This is a genomic window from Arthrobacter sp. CAN_A2, assembly GCF_015752045.1.
Lineage (GTDB): Bacteria > Actinomycetota > Actinomycetes > Actinomycetales > Micrococcaceae > Arthrobacter_D.
Map to the genome: position 1 here is coordinate 292739 of NZ_JADOUS010000001.1, position 16562 is coordinate 309300.

Consider the following 16562-nt stretch of genomic DNA (forward strand, 5'->3'; position numbering starts at 1 on the left):
CCCCTCGTGAATGTTTTCACAAACGCACGATGCGCGAGGCTGAAGGAGAATGTGATCACCATGGATTGGCGTAGTCGCGCGGCCTGTCTGGACAAGGACCCGGAACTGTTCTTCCCGGTCGGCAATACCGGACCGGCGCTTCTTCAGATCGAGGAAGCGAAAAGCGTCTGCCGTCGCTGTCAGGTGCAGGACACCTGCCTGCAGTGGGCGATCGAATCCGGGCAGGATGCCGGAGTGTGGGGCGGGTTGAGTGAGGATGAGCGCCGGGCGCTCAAGCGTCGGGCCGCAAGGGCCCGCCGAGCTTCATAAGGCGCTCCGGGCCGACCGGCCCGGAGCCGCGGAACCCTGCTTCACGCAGGTTCCGTCCGTACGACGAAGGGCCGCCCGGTGGGCGGCCCTTCGTCGTACGCGCCCGCTCTCCGGGCGCTGCGTCCCGCCGGCCGCCCTACGACCCCTGATTGAGGCGCAGTCCCAGCTCGAGGGCCACCGACGTGCCCCCGCCGGGACGCGTGCTCCACTTGATCGTCCCGTCGAGCTCGCTCGTCACCAGCGTCCTGACGATCTGGAGTCCCAGACCCTCTGCGTGCCCGCCGACCGGCAGGCCCACGCCGTCGTCCTCGACCGTGACTCGGAGGATGTCCTCGCCGTCGTCCTCCGTCCGCCGGTTCGCCTTGAGCCACACGGTCCCGGCACGCCCGGAGAGACCGTGTTCGACGGCGTTGGTGACGAGCTCGTTGATCACCAGGGCCAGCGGGGTCGCGAGGTCGCTGGGAAGCTCCCCGAAATCCCCGCTCCGTTCGGTCCGGACCGCCTGGGACGGTGACGCCACCTCGGCGGACAGGCGGAACTGGCGGGAGATGAGTTCGTCGAAGTCGACGCTCTGGGCGAGGCCCTGCGAGAGCGTCTCGTGCACGAGGGCGATCGTGGACACCCGGCGCATGGCCTGCTCGAGGCCGAGCTTCCCCTCCTCGCTGACCATGCGACGGGACTGCATCCGCAGCAGCGCCGCCACGGTCTGCAGGTTGTTCTTCACGCGGTGGTGGATCTCGCGGATGGTCGCGTCCTTCGACACGAGCTCCATCTCGCGGCGTCGCAGCTCGGACACGTCCCTGCACAGGACGAGGGCCCCGAAGCGCTCCTTCTCGTCCCGCAGCGGAATGGCCCGCAGGGACAGGCTGACGCCGCGGGATTCGATCTCGGTGCGCCACGGCATCCTGCCGGTCACCACCAGGGGCAGCGTCTCGTCGACCATCCGCCGGTCCTTCAGCAGGGCGGTGGTGATCTCGGCGAGCGGCCGCCCCTCGAGGGTCTCCACATCCCCGAGGCGACGGAACGCCGAGACCCCGTTGGGGCTGGCGTACTGGACGATGCCGTCGACGTCGAGCCTGATCAGTCCGTCTCCCACGCGGGGAGCGCCGCGCCGCGACCCGGTCGGAGTCGCGAAGTCGGGCCACAGCCCGAGCGTGCCCATGCGCAGGAGGTCGTAGGCGCACTGGCGGTAGGTGAGCTCGAGCCGGGACGGCATCCTCGAGCTGGACAGGTCCATGTGGGTCGTCACCACGGCCAGGGTGCGGCCGTTCCGCACCATGGGCACGGCTTCCACCCGCATCGCCATCTCGGTGGTCCAGTTGGTCTCACCCGAGCGCTCGATCTTCTGGGACGCCCAGGCGACGTCGACGAGCGGCTGGAGGTCGGCACGGATCCGCTCACCCACGAAGTCGGTGTGGAAGACGGTGTGCGACGTCGACGGCCGGGCGTGCGCCAGCGCGACGTACCCGCCGCCGTCGAGCGGGAACCACAGCGCGAGGTCGGCGAAGGCGAGATCGGCGACCATCTGCCAGTCCCCCACCAGGAGATGCAGCCACTCGGCGTCGCCGGGTTCGAACCCCTCGAACTCGCGGATCGGATCAGTGAAGATAGCCATGACGTCTTTCTGTTGCTCGGGCCGGCACGGCAGTACCACCGGTACCACCGGGCAGGCCCCTGACCGACGGCGGAGAGGCCGCACCCGGACGGAGGACCGCCGGCGGGGATGCCGGGGTCCAGTCTGTCACTCCCGGCCGGACACGCCCACCGGGAGCAACCGTCAGCGGACGATCGAGCGGAGGAGCCGCAGCGCCACCGACAGGGAGGAGATGTCGTCCTGCTCCAGCTTGTTCACCTCGGCGAACATGTTGCTGGCCCGCTGGAGCTGGTCCTCGTTCTGGTCCTGCCACGCCTGGAGCCGTTCCCCCGCATCGCGGTCCTGCATGTCGTGGGACGCGCGCATGACCGCCACGGTGATGTCCGCGGCGGTGGAGTAGAGGTCGTCCCGCAACGCCGCCCGGGCGAGAGCCTGCCACCGGTCCGTCCGCGGCAGTTTCGTGATGCGCTCCAGCAGGTTGTCGACCTCGAAGCGGTCGTACACCGCGTAGTAGACGTGGGCGATGTTCTGCACCGGCTCGTCGATCTTGCGCGTGGAACGAGCGATGTCGAGCAGGGCGAAGGACTCGAACTGCTCGGCCCAGTGCCGGCCGAGCTCTTCCGGCAGGTGCCACTCCGAGGCCCTCGCCCTCCAGCTGCGGGCCCGCTCCAGGTCACGGCCCCGGAGGTACTCGCACAGATGCATGTGGAACGGGGCGATCAGCGGCTTGAATGCGTCGATGTCCTGATCCACCGAGGTGCCCGGCTCGACATGGTTGACAAACCAGCGCACGGCACGATCCAGGAGCCGGCGCAGGTCGAGGTGCACGGTGCACCAGTGGTCCGTGGGGAAGTCCGCCGGCAGCGCCGCGAGCGCGGCCACGGTCTCGTCCAGCGAGTAGATCTCGCGCAGGGCCACGAAGGCTCGGGCGATCACCGGTTCGGGGACGGAGGTCTCCTCCATCACCCGGAAGGCGAAGGTGATCCCGCCCATGTTGATGATGTCGTTGGCGACGACGGTCGAGATGATCTCCCGGCGCAGCGGATGGGTGTCGAGCAGGTCGTCGAACCGCTCCACGAGCTGGCGCGGGAAGTAGCGCCGCAGCGTGCCGCTGAAGTACGGATCGTCGGCGAGGGTGCTCGCCGAGAGCACCCGGGTGAGTTCGATCTTCGCGTAGGCCGCGAGGACCGAGAGTTCCGGCGACGTGAGGCCCTGGCCCGCGTCCATCCGCTTGCGCAGCTCGGCCGAGGTCGGCAGCGCCTCGAGGTTCCGGTCGAGATCGACCGTCTTCTCCAGCCAGTCCATCATGCGCTCGTAGCTGGGACCCCATTCGATGACCCGCTGACGGTCGTTGAGCAGCAGCACATTCTGGTCGATGTTGTCCTGGAGGACCAGCCGGCCCACCTCGTCGGTCATGGAATGCAGGAACTCCGCGCGTTCCTCGGGCAGCAGGCGCCCGGCCCGCACCATCCGGTCGACGAAGATCTTGATGTTGACCTCGTGGTCCGAGCAGTCCACGCCAGCACTGTTGTCGATGGCGTCGGTATTGAGGATGACCCCGGACAGCGCCGCCTCGATGCGTCCGAGCTGGGTCATCCCGAGGTTCCCGCCCTCACCGACGACGCGCGCACGCAGTTCGCCGCCGTTCACCCGGATGGCATCGTTGGCGCGGTCGCCCACGTCGGCGTTCGTCTCGTCGGAGGCCTTCACGTAGGTCCCGATACCGCCGTTGTACAGCAGGTCGGCGGGGGCCCGCAGGATCGCACGCAGGAGTTCGGGCGGATTCAGCCGGGTGATCCCGACGTCGAGGCCGAGGGCCTGCCTCACCTCGGGAGAGATGGGGACGGACTTGGCCTGCCGCGGGTACACGCCGCCGCCGGAACTGATCAGCGCGGTGTCGTAGTCCTCCCAGCTCGAGCGGGGCAGCTCGAACAGGCGGCGTCGCTCGGCGAAGGACGCCGCGGCGTCCGGATTCGGGTCGAGGAAGATGTGGCGGTGGTCGAAGGCGGCCACGAGGCGGATGTGCTCGGAGAGGAGCATCCCGTTGCCGAAGACGTCACCACTCATGTCGCCCACGCCGACGACGGTGAAGTCGTCGGTCTGCGTGTCGACGTCGAACTCGCTGAAGTGCCGTTTCACGGACTCCCAGGCGCCCCGCGCGGTGATGCCCATGGCCTTGTGGTCGTAGCCGACCGATCCGCCGGACGCGAAGGCGTCGCCGAGCCAGAAGTCGTACTCGGCGGACAGCTCGTTCGCGATGTCCGAGAAGGACGCGGTGCCCTTGTCCGCGGCGACCACCAGGTAGGTGTCGTCGTCGTCGTCGTGCCGGACCACGCGGGGTGGCGGTGCCACCGTCTCGGTGGTGCCGTTCGTGAGGACGTTGTCGGTGATGTCCAGCAGCCCGCGGATGAAGGTGCGGTAGCTGGCCTGGCCCTCGCTGACCCAGGCCTGGCGATCGAGCGAGGGGTCGGGGAGCTGCTTGGCGAAGAAGCCGCCCTTGGCCCCGGTCGGCACGATCACCGCGTTCTTCACGGTCTGGGCCTTGACGAGGCCAAGCACCTCCGTCCGGAAGTCCTCGCGTCGGTCCGACCAGCGCAGGCCCCCGCGGGCCACCTTGCCGAAACGCAGGTGCACCCCTTCGACCTGCGGGGAGTAGACCCAGATTTCGAACTTCGGCCGCGGGAACGGCGCACCGTTGATCCGGGATGTGTCGAACTTGAGGCTGACGTGGCGCTTGTCCTGGAAGTAGTTGGTCCTCAGGGTCGCCTCGATGAGGTTGGCGAAGGTCCGGAGGACGCGGTCCGCGTCGAGGGTCGGGACCTGCTCCATGCCCTCCTCGAGCGTGGTCCGGGCCGCGTCGGAGACGGCGTCCCGGTCACCGGTGAGGTCGGGATCGAAGCGTGCCGTGAACAGCGCCACGAGGGCCCGGGTGACGGCCGGGTTACGGAGCAGGGTGTCGGCGACGAAACCGTACGAGTTGGTGTTGCCCATCTGGCGCATGTACTTGGCGTAGGCCCGGAGGATCACCACCTGGCGCCACCCGAGTTCCTCGCTGAGCACGAGCCGGTCGAACTGATCGGACTCGCTGTCGCCCACGACGGCCGCCGTGAACGCGTCGCGGAGCAGGGACGCGGTGTCGAGCGGCGCGATGCCGGTCGGGAACCTCAGCCCGAGGTCGTACAGGAAGAACGAGCGATCGTCCGACCGGGTGATCTCGAAGGGCCGCTCGTCCAGCACCTCGAGCCCGAGGTTGTGGAGGTAGGGCAGGATCTGCGTGAGGCTCTTCGCCTCGTTCAGGTAGAGCTTGAGACGGGCATCCTCGGCGTCCCGCCGCTGCGGCACGTACACGTGGAGCTGCGGAGCGCCGTCGCCCGCCGCGGCCAGCCGCTCGAACCGCGAGATGTCCTCCAGGGCGTCCTCGACCTCGTAGTCGACCCGGTAGCTGGGAGGGAAGGACTCCGCCCACAGCGTCGCGAGACGCTGCGCGCCGTCCTGCTCGAAGCGCTGCTGCGCGACCTCGACCACTCCCTCGGACCAGGAGCGGGCCGCGCGGACCAGGCGGTCCTCGAGCTCGGCGGTGTCGATCGCGGGGATCTCGGCTCCCCGCTGCAGCCTGATCCGGAAGAACAGCCGCGCAAGCGCGGACTCGCTCATCCGCGCCTCGAAATCGATGGACTCGGCGTTCAGCGCAGTGCGCAGCTCGCCCTCGATGCGCCGCCGGACGCTGGTCGTGTATCGGTCGCGGGGCAGGTAGACGAGGGCCGACATGAACCGGCCGTACACATCAGGGCGCAGGAATAGCCGCGTCCGCCGTCGCTCCTGCAGGCGCAGGATCCCGAGCGCCGTGGACACGAGGTCGGCGACGTCGATCTGGAACAGCTCGTCGCGCGGGTAGGTCTCGAGGATGGACAGCAGGTCCTTGCCCGAATGCGAGTCGGAGGGGAACCCGCAGCGGCGCAGCACCTCGGAGACCTTGTCGCGCACCAGGGGTACGTTGCGCACCGAACCGGTGTAGGCGCTGGTCGCGAACAGGCCGATGAAGCGGCGCTCGCCGTCGACGTTGCCCTGGGCGTCGAAGCTCTTGATGCCGATGTAGTCGAGGTACGCGGCGCGGTGCACGGTCGACCGCGAGTTCGCCTTCGTGATCACCAGGACCCGCCGCTCGCGTGCCTTCGCGCGTCCCGCCGCGGTGAGTTGCTGCAGGTGTCCGCTTCCGTGCCGGAGCAGTCCGAGACCGCTGCCCTCGCGGACGAGGAGCGCATCTGCGCCGTCCTCGTCCGTCACGAGGTCGTACTCCTTGTAGCCGAGGAAGGTGAAGTTGCCGTTGTCGAGCCACTGGAGGAGTTCCTGCGCCTGGCGTAGATCCGGAAGCTGCTCGGCACCGGCGACCGACCCGAGCGACGCTTCGACGGAGCGCACCGTACTGCGCATGGCGGGCCAGTCCTCGACCGCGGCACGGACATCGCCCAGGACCCGGTGGAGGCCGTCGATGACCGATTCCTTTGCCGCCGCGTCGGACAGCCGCGCGACCTCGACGGAGATCCACGACTCGATGTGCGTGGTGCGTCCGTCCAGGCCGGCGAGGTCACCGATGTTCGGCAGGGCCGCGGTGTCGCCGCTCGACGCGCCCGCGGTCGAGGGGACGCGCTGGAGTGCCGTGAGTGCGTGGGATTCGTCCTCCCGTACAGCCAGGAACGTGGGGTGCACCACCAGCCGGATCGCGGCATTCTGGCGGACGAGCTCGGCCGTGACGGAGTCGACCAGGAACGGCATGTCGTCGGTGACGATCATGACGATGCTCGAGTTGCCCTGATCCATGACGCCGATGGCGGCCGTCCCCGGCTGACGGGATTCGGCGAGGTCCCGGTGGGCGAACGCCCGCTGGCGGAGATCGGTGGGGAGGTATCCCACGGCGTCCTCGCGCGCGAGATGCTCGAAGTAGTGCTCTACGAATTCCTCCCGTGACGTGTCCGAGCTTGACTGATCCGTTGTCCTGGATCCAGACGACATGGGGAGGGCCTCCGTAACGAAATGAAAGGCCGCGCCGTTGCGACCTCTTACCGTGGAAGCCTAGCCGGGATGCCCGGAAACTTCACGTTGCGCGGTCGCTGTCCGGGCCGACGCCGCCGCGTGTCCCCGGCGGCGGGGACATCGGCGAGGGCGGCGATCGCGAGCCTCAGCGGGGAGGCCGGTGCGGTCTCGAGAAGGGCCGTCCCGGCGAGCAGCGCCCGGTCCGCCGCCGCATGGTCCATGGGCAGGAAGGCGGAGATCCTGACGGACGGCCCGAAGCGCTCCCAGGCCTCCCGCAGCTGCGTCTCGGGAGCGCGGCCCACCGCTGCCGCCCGCACCTTGTTGAAGACCACACGGGGTGTCGCCGTCGGGACCGCGTCGTCGAGTTCCGCGAGCGCCTTCACCAGGCGCGGCACGCCGATGGTGTCCGCCGCACCGATCGCGAGAACCGTGTCCGCGGCCTCCAGGCAGCGCAGCGCAGCCCCGTTGCGGCGCGGCGCGAGGGTGTCGAAGCTGAGCTCCTCATCGGCCTCGAGGCAGAATCCGCGGTCGATGACGGTCACCTCCGCCAGGGAGCGCCCTGCCTCGAGGACCTTGCCGAGGGCCGCGGGCCGGAGTTCGGGCCAGCCATCCGGGCGGGTGATCCCCGTCAGTACGCGCAGGCGGCCGCCCTTCACCGCTACGCTCACCGCGATCCGGCCGAGGGCCGCGCCGTCGAAACGGCCCTGGTCGGCGATGCGGCAGGCCTGCGCGAGCCCGGCCGACTCGTCGAGCAACCCGAGGGACGCGCCGACGCTCGCCCCGTAGGTGTCGGCGTCGACCAGCAGGACCGAGCTGCCCGCCGCGGCGAGTTCCGCGGCCATGTTCAGGGCCACGGTGGTGCGTCCCGGGGCGCCGGATGGTCCCCACACGGCCACGATGCGTCCGGTGCCGGGTTCCTCGGTCGCGTCGGGTGGCTGCGGGACCATGACGTCCGGCAGACCCAGCGGATCGGCATAGGCATGGGAGTCGCGCGGACGCGCGGATTCCGCCTCGAACCGGCCCACCGCCCGGGAGACGGCTGCCGCGAGCACCGCGGGCTCCACCGACGCCTCGACGTAGTCGATCCCGTCGACGACGGGATCCGCGGCTCCGGGCGGGTGGTCACGGAGCGCGATGATGACGACGCCGGTGAAACGCAGGCGGTCGACGAGGGAAGCGGTGAGGTCGGCGGCACCGGGAGCGATGATCGCCGCGCGTGCGAGGCCGGTCTGGCACGCTGCGACGAGCTCGGCGAGTTCCTCGCAGCGACGGACGACGGTCACGGGTCCGCGCAGCTGTTCCAGCCCAGGCACGAAGGCACTCGCCACGGCTCCGAGGGTGATGACCGGGATGCTCACGAACCGGCTCCCGGGTTCAGGACGACGGCGATCCGGGCGTCGTTCGACAGCGCGCCCAGCAACGCGGGCATCGCGTCGTCGTCCACGAGGACCTGGACGAGAGTGGACGAGCTCGCTCCGAGGGCGGACTCCCCCACCGTCAGCTCGGCCACCTCCGCGGCCTCGAGGAGCAGCCGCGGTTCCTCGTAGGAATTCGTGTCGGTGCGGAGCGACACCCAGACATCCACCCGGTCCCCTGCCGCCGTCCCGCTCGGCAGCGGATCCTGGACCGTGAGCCCGACCGGCTTCCGATCGAGGTCGTCGGTACTGCCCAGGGCGGCGGCGGGGACGAGTTCTCCCTGGGTGACGAGGCGTGTGGCCACCGCTCCGTCGGGGACGCCGCCGGCCACGGGCAGGTAGGCGCCGTGCCGGTCCCCCAGGCGGACCGGCACGGCCACCAGGTCCTCCTGCGTGAGCTTCGACCCCACGGCGATGTCCTCCCGGGCCGCATACACCTGCGTCGTGGAGTCCTGGCTGTCCAGGAGCGCGATCACGCCCGCTGTCGACGCGAGGACCAGGAGAAGTCCGATCAGGAGTCTCGGATCCTTCCAGGACGGCTTCCGCAGACGCGGAGCCTCGCTCGGCAACTGCACGGCGCGCGTGTCGGTACTCACTGTCGTCCCCCGCTCGACCGGTGGCGCCCCGATCGGGCCCCACTCCCCGCACGTCATTGTTGTGCACGGTGGGCCCCAAGGGAACCTGTCGACGGCAAATGGGGTCGACGTGTGGAGAACCGCTTCAATCGGGCACCGCGGTGGCAGACTGGTTACACACCCCGAACCACCAGGAAAGGCGGACCCGTGGCCGAGCGGCGTTTCCTCACCCTCGCCGACGTGGGCGAGGTACTCAACATCAGTTCGTCGCAGACGTACGCCCTGGTCCGATCGGGTGAACTGCCGGCCATCCAGGTGGGCGGTCGGGGTCAGTGGCGCGTGGAGACGCGGGTCCTCGAGGAGTACATCGCGAAAGCCTATGAGAAGACGGCGTCAGCGCTGAAGAACGGCGCCGGGAGCACCCCGCCGGCCTGACCGCTCCCGCGAAGACCCCCGCCCGTTCCCCATCCGGAGGGGGCGACGCCGTCCTCAGTCGACCGTCCCCGCCGCATCGAGGGAGTCGATGGACGCGAACGGCACCGTCAGGATGTCCTTCCCCTGCCCCGGGCGTCTCCCGGAGTCGGGTCCGGCCGTCCCGACATCGATGAAGTCCGCGCCGACCCTGTCGATGATCCCTACGTACCGGGCTTGGGGCGACCCGGTCCAGAGTGCCACGTACGCCCGGTCGCGGGAAAGGACCCGCAGCGCCGACCCCAGTCCCAGCCGCGCCCCAACGGCCGACAGCGGTCGGCCGACGCCGCGCCCCATGCCCCGGAGGAGGTGCAGTGACGACAACGGCACGATGACGGACCGCCCCTCCACCGCGACGGCGATCCACTCCGAGCCGACGTTCGTGAGGGTCCCTTCGAGCGACCGACCGCCTCGCGTCGAGACCCCGAGCGGCCGGCCGACCTGGCCGAGCAGCCTCTGGGCCAGGGTCAAGCGCGCCTGCTCGGCGCGGGTGCGCTCCCTGATCTCACCCTCCTGGACGGTGATCGCGGCCGCCTGGAGCTGCGATTCGAGGTCATTGAAGAGGGCATCCCAGCGCATCTCCCCAACCTAGGACCGCCCGCGTTCGGCGTCAATCGGCGTGATCCACAGTTCAACCGCTCTCCTCTGGACAAACTGCATCAAACTACATCAAACTGGGTTCCTTGATGAGGAGCGATGCGATGCAGAGGTCAGACACGATCCACGCCGGAATGGTCCTCGGATGTGGGGCCGTCATCTCGGGAGCAGGAGCCGCCCTGCTCGCCGGCCGGCAGGCACCGGGCGCACCCGCCCTGGAAGGCGTCCTCGGCGTGGCGCTGGCGGGCATCGGACTCGCCGTCGTCGGCGTGTGGATGCTCCTGTTCGTCGTGGCGGTGCTCGCGGAGCTACTGCAGCGACGCGGCCGATCCCGGGTGGCGGCCTTCGCCTCCGGCTGCACCCCCGCGATGATGCGGCGCCTCGCCGCCGCACTGCTCGGCGTCAATCTCCTCGCCGCTCCCGCCCTGGCACAGGCCGCGACGGTCCCCTCGGAGGGCAGGTCGGGGCAGGTCCCGGCGGCGATCGCCGTCGAACGGCCATCCGCCTCGGGCATCGGGATCGGCGCCGCGCCAGGGGGGTCCGGGGCCCCGGACCGGGTACCCCGCGCGGCGCCTGCCGGCGGCGGCCAGGCCCACCGGCACGGGGCAGAACCACCCGCATCCCTCGGGGAGTCGGAGTCCTCCGACCCTGCGCCCAGGCCCGTGTCACCGGCCTGGGAACCGGAACCGATGCAGGTCGACGGCGGGCCCCTGCTGCGCGGGGAGACCCGCACCACCGTCGATGCGGAGGAGGTCGTCGTCGCGCCGGGTGATTCCCTGTGGTCGATCGTCGCCGCCCGGCTCGGACCGCTGGCGACCGCAGCGGACATCGCCGAGGCGTGGCCCGCCTGGTACGACACCAACCGCTCCGTCATCGGGAGCGATCCGTCCCTGCTGTTCCCCGGCACGGTCCTGCACGCGCCCTCCGGCTAGGGATCCGCGCGCGCCGACCCATCAGCACACGGCAGTACCGCGCCCGTCCGGCGGGGCCGGGACGACAGCACCGTCCCGCGGGAGCCCCCGCCCACACGGCGCCGGGCAACGCGTGCCCGCCAGGCCACCAGCCAGTCGATCAGCCAGTCCACGAAAGGAACCAGCATGAACGCCGTAACCCAGCTCCGCCCCGCCGCCCCGCTCGCCGAGGCCAGCGGCGCACCGCGACCACTGCTGGCGGCGCCTCCCCGCCCGGCGGACGCGCAGGCCACCGTGATCCCGCTGAGGCCACCGGCGGAACCGGCCGCCGACCCCGGACCGGCCGCCGATCCGCTGGAGGACGGGCACGCCGCCGGGGGCGCGGATCATGAGACCGAGCGCCGGATCGCCGGGATTGCCCGATCCGTCTGCCAGGGTGCACTCGAGGTGCTGGGCGGGACACGCCCGCTGCAGCAGCTGGCCCGCTGGCTGGACACCGAGAACTACGAACGGCTGCAGATGCGCGCCAACCTGGTCCGCTGCGTCGCCGCGGGTCCGGCCAGCCGGGGCGGACACACTCCGGAGAGCGCACACCGGCACGTCCTGGTCCGTTCCGCCCGGGTCTGCCCCGTCAGTCCGGGTGTGTACGAGGCCGCGGTGGTCGCCTTCGACCGGAAACGCGTCCGCGCCGTCGCTCTTCGGATAGAGCGACGGCGCGGAGTGTGGCGGGTGACCGCCCTCGAGATCGGCTGACTACTTCTTCTTGCTCTTCCTGCCTGCCGTCGGCGCGGCCTGCGCCTTGTTCCGCTCCACGTGCACCTCGGCGTCGCCCTGTGCGTTGGGCGCGGTGAAGTTGAGCGTGGCCGGCTTGGCGGGTGCTTCGAGTCCGGCGGCCCTGATCGTCGGCGCCTGGACCACTCCGCGGCCATCGGTGACACCGGGAAGACCGGTCTGGGCCGGCGCGGAGACCTCCACCTCGAGGTTGAACAGGTAGCCGATGCTCTCCTCGCGGATCGACTCCATCATCGCCTGGAAGAGGATGAAGCCCTCGCGCTGGTACTCGACCAGCGGATCCCTCTGCGCCATCGCGCGGAGGCCGATGCCCTCCTTGAGGTAGTCCATCTCGTAGAGGTGCTCCTGCCACTTCCGCCCGATGACCGAGAGCACCACGCGGCGCTCCAGTTCGCGCATCGTCTGGTCCCCGAGCGACTCCTCACGCGCCTGGTAGGCCAGCTTGGCGTCGGAGAGGATCTCGTCGTGCAGGAAATCGCGGGTGAGCTTCGACGCCCCGCCCGCTTCCTCGATGACCTCGGCGGCCGTGAGGGTGATCGGGTACAGCGTCTTGAGGTTCGTCCACAGCAGGTCGTAGTCCCAGTCGTCGCCGTGGCCCTGTGCCGTCGCCTCATCGACCATCGCGGTGATGACGTCCTCCAGGAAGAACTGCACCTTCTCCCTGAGGTCGTCGCCCTCGAGGATCCTCCGGCGGTCCCCGTAGATCGCCTCGCGCTGGCGGTTCAGCACGTCGTCGTACTTCAGGACGTTCTTGCGCTGCTCGGCGTTGCGGCCCTCGACCTGGCCCTGCGCGCTCTCGATCGCCTTCGACACCATTTTCGACTCGAGGGCGACGTCGTCGGGCATGGTCGCGCTGTTCATGATCCGCTCGGCACCGCCCGAGTTGAACAGGCGCATCAGGTCATCGGTCAGGGACAGGTAGAAGCGGGACCGTCCGGGATCACCCTGGCGGCCGGAACGGCCGCGCAGCTGGTTGTCGATGCGGCGCGACTCGTGGCGTTCCGTCCCGAGCACGTACAGGCCACCGATCTCCCGGACTTCCTCCTGCTCGGCCTTGACCGCTTCCTTCGCGGTCTCGAGGGCCCCGGGCCACCGGGCCTCGTACTCCTCCGGGTTGTCCGCCGGGTCGAGCCCCAGCTTCTCCAGCGCTGCGACGGCGTTGAACTCCGCGTTCCCGCCGAGCATGATGTCGGTGCCGCGGCCTGCCATGTTGGTGGCGACGGTGACGGCGCCCTTGCGGCCGGCCTGCGCGATGATCGCGGCTTCGCGTGCGTGGTTCTTGGCGTTCAGGACCTCGTGGCGGACGCCCGCCTTCGCGAGCTGCTTCGACAGGTACTCGCTCTTCTCGACGCTCGTCGTACCCACCAGGACGGGCTGGCCGGTCTCGTGACGCTCGACGATGTCCTTGACGACGGCGTCGAACTTCGCGACCTCGTTCTTGTAGATGAGGTCGGAGAGGTCCTTGCGCGCCATGTCCCTGTTGGTGGGGATGGGGACGACGCCGAGCTTGTAGGTGGACATGAACTCGGCGGCCTCGGTCTCGGCGGTACCGGTCATGCCCGAGAGCTTGTCGTAGAGGCGGAAGTAGTTCTGCAGCGTGACGGTGGCGAGGGTCTGGTTCTCCGCCTTGATCTCCACGCCCTCCTTCGCCTCGATCGCCTGGTGCATGCCTTCGTTGTAGCGCCGGCCCGCGAGGATGCGGCCCGTGTGCTCGTCGACGATCATGACCTCACCGTTGAGGACCACGTAGTCCTTGTCCCGCTTGAAGAGTTCCTTGGCCTTGATGGCGTTGTTCAGGAACCCGATGAGCGGTGTGTTGGCCGACTCGTACAGGTTCGAGATGCCGAGGTAGTCCTCGACCTTCTCGATGCCGTCCTCGAGGACGCCGACCGTGCGCTTCTTCTCGTCCACCTCGTAGTCGGCGTCGACCGCGAGCTTCTGGACGACCTTCGCGAACTCGTTGTACCAGCGGTTCACGTCACCCGACGCCTGGCCGCTGATGATGAGCGGGGTACGCGCCTCGTCGATGAGGATCGAATCGACCTCGTCCACGATGGCGAAGTTGTGGCCGCGCTGCACGAGCTCCGTGGCGCTCCACGCCATGTTGTCGCGCAGGTAGTCGAACCCGAACTCGTTGTTCGTGCCGTACGTGATGTCCGCGGCGTACTGCTCGCGGCGTGTCGCGGGGTCCTGCTTCGAGAGGATGCAGCCACTGGTCAGCCCGAGGAACCGGTAGACGCGTCCCATCAGGTCCGACTGGTATTCGGCCAGGTAATCGTTGACCGTGACGACGTGCACGCCCTTGCCGCTCAGTGCATTGAGGTAGGCGGGCGCGGTGGCGACGAGGGTCTTGCCCTCGCCGGTCTTCATCTCGGCGATGTTCCCCAGGTGGAGGGCTGCGCCGCCCATCAGCTGGACGTCGAAGTGGCGCAATCCGAGCGTGCGGCTCGACGCCTCGCGGACGGCGGCGAAGGCTTCGGGGAGGAGATCGTCCAGGGTGGCGCCGTCGGCGAGGCGTTTCTTCAGCCGCTCGGTCTCCCCGCGCAGCTCTGCGTCGGACATCTCGCGGAATTCGTCCTCCAGGACATTGATCGCGTCAGCGTAGTTCCGGAGTCGCTTCAGTGTCTTCTTATCGCCGGTGCGTAGAACTCGTTCAAGAAGTGATGGCACTGGTATTTGCTCCCAATCTGATGCTGCCCAAAGATGGCGTCTCTAGTCTACGGGAGAGACGTTCGGCCCCCCGTTCCAGTTCCCGCGCGCCACGCCGCAGCGATGCGGAACTGTGTGTCCGCTCAGAGTAGCGTGCCGACCTGCGCGGAGAGCGCGGACGCCAGGTTGCCACGGTCCTCGACCACGAGGTCGTCGAGCCCCAGCCACTGTGCCAGCAGGCGCAGCTCGTCGGCGAGCTGGGCCGCCGTGTCGGCGGGGGCGCCGGGCTCCGCGTGACTTGTGCGGACCAGCAACCGTCCGGACGCACGATCCGCCTTGAGATCCACCCGCGCGACCAACGAGTCACGCAGGAGGAAGGGCAGCACGTAGTACCCGTGCGTCCGCCGTTCGGCGGGCGTGTAGATCCCGATGCGGTAGTGGAAGTCGAAGAGCCGGTGGAGCCGGTCCCGCTCGAACACCAGGGAATCGAAGGGACTGAGGAGCGCCCGCCCCTCCGCCCGGCGCGGACGGGCCGCCGCGGGGTGCAGGTACCACGGCTCCACGGCGGCGTCGACGGTCACCGTCTCCAGCGCCCCGGAGTCCACCAGGGCGTCGAGGACGGATCGTGTCTCCCGGACCGGGGTCCGGAAGTAGTCGGCGACGGAACGTGCGGATGCGACACCGAGCGCGCCCGCGGCCCGCTCGGCCAGGACCGCGAGGGACTCCGTCCTGTCCGGGGCGGCGACGGCGAGTGCGGCGTCGGGCAGCACTCGCCCGATGGGCGCGTACAGGCGTTCGAACTGGTCGGTCCGCCCGGCGGAGCCGATCTCGCCGCGGGCGAAGAGATCCTCGAGGACGCGCTTCGTGGCGGTCCACCGCCACCCCCAGCCGTCCACGGGGCGCACGGCATCCCCGCCGAGCTGCCGCTGGACGGTCGCCGCGCTGAGCGGTGTCCCCCGGTCCAGCAGATCGAGGACCGCTGATTCGAGGGGTCCGCGCAGGACGGCGGGCATGCTGCCCGCCCCCATCCAGGTCCTGCGCTGCCACGCCCTCAGGTGGGGGAACAGCTCGGGGGGTACGAGGCTCGCCTCGTGGGCCCAGTATTCGACGAGCCGGCGCGGCGACCGGGAGTAGAGGGTGTCGAGCCGGGCGCGGTCGTACGATCCGAGGCGCGAGAACAGGGGCAGGTAGTGGGACCTGGCGAGGACGTTCACCGAGTCGATCTGGATGACCTGGAGGCGCCGCGCGGCGGTCGCGACGGCACGCGCGGACGAGTGCTCCTGACGGCGGGGACGATGCAGTCCCTGGGCGGCGAGGGCGATCCGCCGCGCCTGGGCGAGGGTGAGGTTCGGCATGGTCTCCTGCATGGAACTGCCTCCGCGCGGGACGCGGAGGCAGTTCAATCGACGTCGGCGAGGGACACGGGCGGCAGGTGCCGCCCGTGGCGGACGCGGCTAGGCGGAGGCGGCTTCCTTGGCGCGGTAGGCCAGGAGCTCCTCGGTCCCTTCCGCGCCGTTCGAGTCGAGGGTGATGACTCCGTAGGTCCAGGCCTGACGCCGGTACACCACCGAGGGGGCTCCGGTAGCGGAGTCGACGAAGAGGTAGAAGTCGTGCCCGACGAGTTCCATGCTGTCGACGGCGTCGTCCAGGGTCATCGGGACACCGGAGAAGACCTTGCGGCGGATCAGGACGGGCGAGTCGCCGGCGGGAACGTCGTCGGGCGAGGCGTAGGCGTCGTCGTCCGGCTGCCGGGTGGGCTCCTGGGATGTCGGGGCGGCGGCCGCTGTCTCGAGGTAGAGGGGCTGCGCGGGATCGGCGGGTTCGAGATCGGCCGTGGCGATGCGGACGGCCACCGGGGTGTGTCGACCGTGGTGGACCTTGCGGCGATCGCGTGCGCGGCGGAGGCGCTCGAGCAGTTTCCCGTAGGCGAGATCGAAGGCGGCGAACTTGTCCGCCGCTGAGGCTTCTGCCCGGACGATCGGGCCCCTGCAGATCACCGTCAGCTCGACCGTGAGGGAGGTCTCCGCCATGCGTGCACTGGGCTCCTTGGTGATTTTCGCATCGACGCGCTGCACCTTGTCGCCGAGTTGCTCTATCTTGTCGATCTTCTCCGTCGCGTACTCACGGAAACGGTCCGATACCGCCAGGTTCCGACCATTGATCACGAATTCCATGGTGCCCTCCACATCACTAGGTGATACGACGGCGGCCGAGGCGT

General features: G+C 69.6%; 12 protein-coding genes. 4 read left to right on the top strand and 8 right to left on the bottom strand.

Going from position 1 to position 16562, the window contains the following annotated elements:
• Positions 1–60: 60 nt before the first annotated feature.
• Entirely contained in the window at positions 61–309 is a 249-nt protein-coding gene (locus tag IWX63_RS01320; RefSeq protein ID WP_055769355.1) for a WhiB family transcriptional regulator, read from the top strand.
• Positions 310–445: 136 nt separating this feature from the next.
• Here IWX63_RS01320 and IWX63_RS01325 read toward each other — a convergent pair whose 3' ends face one another.
• From IWX63_RS01325 to IWX63_RS01340, 4 genes are all read right to left on the bottom strand, one after another.
• Positions 446–1924, bottom strand: coding sequence for a sensor histidine kinase (locus IWX63_RS01325; protein ID WP_199276347.1), 1479 nt, complete (start codon positions 1922–1924; stop codon positions 446–448).
• Between the two features lie 162 nt (positions 1925–2086).
• Complete coding sequence (locus tag IWX63_RS01330) at positions 2087–6913, bottom strand: NAD-glutamate dehydrogenase (RefSeq protein WP_199276348.1); 4827 nt, start codon at positions 6911–6913, stop codon at positions 2087–2089.
• A gap of 47 nt (positions 6914–6960) precedes the next feature.
• Positions 6961–8292 (bottom strand): AAA family ATPase, encoded by a 1332-nt coding sequence (locus IWX63_RS01335; protein ID WP_199276349.1) that lies wholly within the window; start codon positions 8290–8292, stop codon positions 6961–6963.
• Positions 8289–8945 (bottom strand): SAF domain-containing protein, encoded by a 657-nt coding sequence (locus tag IWX63_RS01340; RefSeq protein WP_334685529.1) that lies wholly within the window; start codon positions 8943–8945, stop codon positions 8289–8291. The genes IWX63_RS01335 and IWX63_RS01340 overlap by 4 nt, the downstream gene beginning before the upstream one ends.
• Positions 8946–9131: 186 nt before the next feature.
• Between IWX63_RS01340 and IWX63_RS01345 the strand changes: the two genes are divergently transcribed.
• On the top strand, positions 9132–9359 hold the full coding sequence (locus IWX63_RS01345) for a helix-turn-helix domain-containing protein (protein WP_199276351.1): 228 nt from the start codon (positions 9132–9134) through the stop codon (positions 9357–9359).
• 54 nt (positions 9360–9413) lie between these two features.
• Here IWX63_RS01345 and IWX63_RS01350 read toward each other — a convergent pair whose 3' ends face one another.
• A complete protein-coding gene (locus IWX63_RS01350) occupies positions 9414–9974 on the bottom strand; it encodes a hypothetical protein (protein WP_199276352.1) in 561 nt (186 codons plus the stop codon).
• A gap of 122 nt (positions 9975–10096) precedes the next feature.
• Here IWX63_RS01350 and IWX63_RS01355 point away from each other — a divergent pair, with 122 nt between their 5' ends.
• Positions 10097–10924: a LysM peptidoglycan-binding domain-containing protein gene (locus tag IWX63_RS01355; protein WP_199276353.1), complete on the top strand. Its 828-nt coding sequence runs from the start codon at positions 10097–10099 to the stop codon at positions 10922–10924.
• Positions 10925–11089: 165 nt separating this feature from the next.
• Positions 11090–11656 carry an Rv3235 family protein gene (locus tag IWX63_RS16680; RefSeq protein ID WP_334685530.1) on the top strand — a complete coding sequence of 189 codons (567 nt, stop codon included), beginning with the start codon at positions 11090–11092 and terminating at the stop codon, positions 11654–11656.
• Here the strand turns inward: IWX63_RS16680 and secA are convergent, their stop codons facing one another.
• The 3 genes from secA to hpf all read right to left on the bottom strand — a co-directional run bounded on the left by secA (position 11657) and on the right by hpf (position 16518).
• Complete coding sequence (gene secA, locus IWX63_RS01365; RefSeq protein WP_199276354.1) at positions 11657–14365, bottom strand: preprotein translocase subunit SecA; 2709 nt, start codon at positions 14363–14365, stop codon at positions 11657–11659.
• A gap of 122 nt (positions 14366–14487) precedes the next feature.
• Positions 14488–15711, bottom strand: coding sequence for a winged helix-turn-helix domain-containing protein (locus tag IWX63_RS01370; protein ID WP_334685531.1), 1224 nt, complete (start codon positions 15709–15711; stop codon positions 14488–14490).
• A gap of 87 nt (positions 15712–15798) precedes the next feature.
• The gene (hpf, locus tag IWX63_RS01375; RefSeq protein ID WP_199276355.1) at positions 15799–16518 is read right to left on the bottom strand and encodes a ribosome hibernation-promoting factor, HPF/YfiA family; all 720 of its coding nucleotides are present in this window, start codon (positions 16516–16518) and stop codon (positions 15799–15801) included.
• Between the last annotated feature and the right edge of the window lie 44 nt (positions 16519–16562).

Coding starts and splice junctions, on each gene's coding strand:
- IWX63_RS01370 (WP_334685531.1), bottom strand. CDS start 15,711: ATGCAGGAGACCATGCCGAACCTCACCCTCGCCCAGGCGCGGCGGATC.
- IWX63_RS16680 (WP_334685530.1), top strand. CDS start 11,090: ATGAACGCCGTAACCCAGCTCCGCCCCGCCGCCCCGCTCGCCGAGGCC.
- IWX63_RS01350 (WP_199276352.1), bottom strand. CDS start 9,974: ATGCGCTGGGATGCCCTCTTCAATGACCTCGAATCGCAGCTCCAGGCG.
- IWX63_RS01325 (WP_199276347.1), bottom strand. CDS start 1,924: ATGGCTATCTTCACTGATCCGATCCGCGAGTTCGAGGGGTTCGAACCC.
- hpf (WP_199276355.1), bottom strand. CDS start 16,518: ATGGAATTCGTGATCAATGGTCGGAACCTGGCGGTATCGGACCGTTTC.
- IWX63_RS01355 (WP_199276353.1), top strand. CDS start 10,097: ATGCAGAGGTCAGACACGATCCACGCCGGAATGGTCCTCGGATGTGGG.
- IWX63_RS01330 (WP_199276348.1), bottom strand. CDS start 6,913: ATGTCGTCTGGATCCAGGACAACGGATCAGTCAAGCTCGGACACGTCA.
- IWX63_RS01320 (WP_055769355.1), top strand. CDS start 61: ATGGATTGGCGTAGTCGCGCGGCCTGTCTGGACAAGGACCCGGAACTG.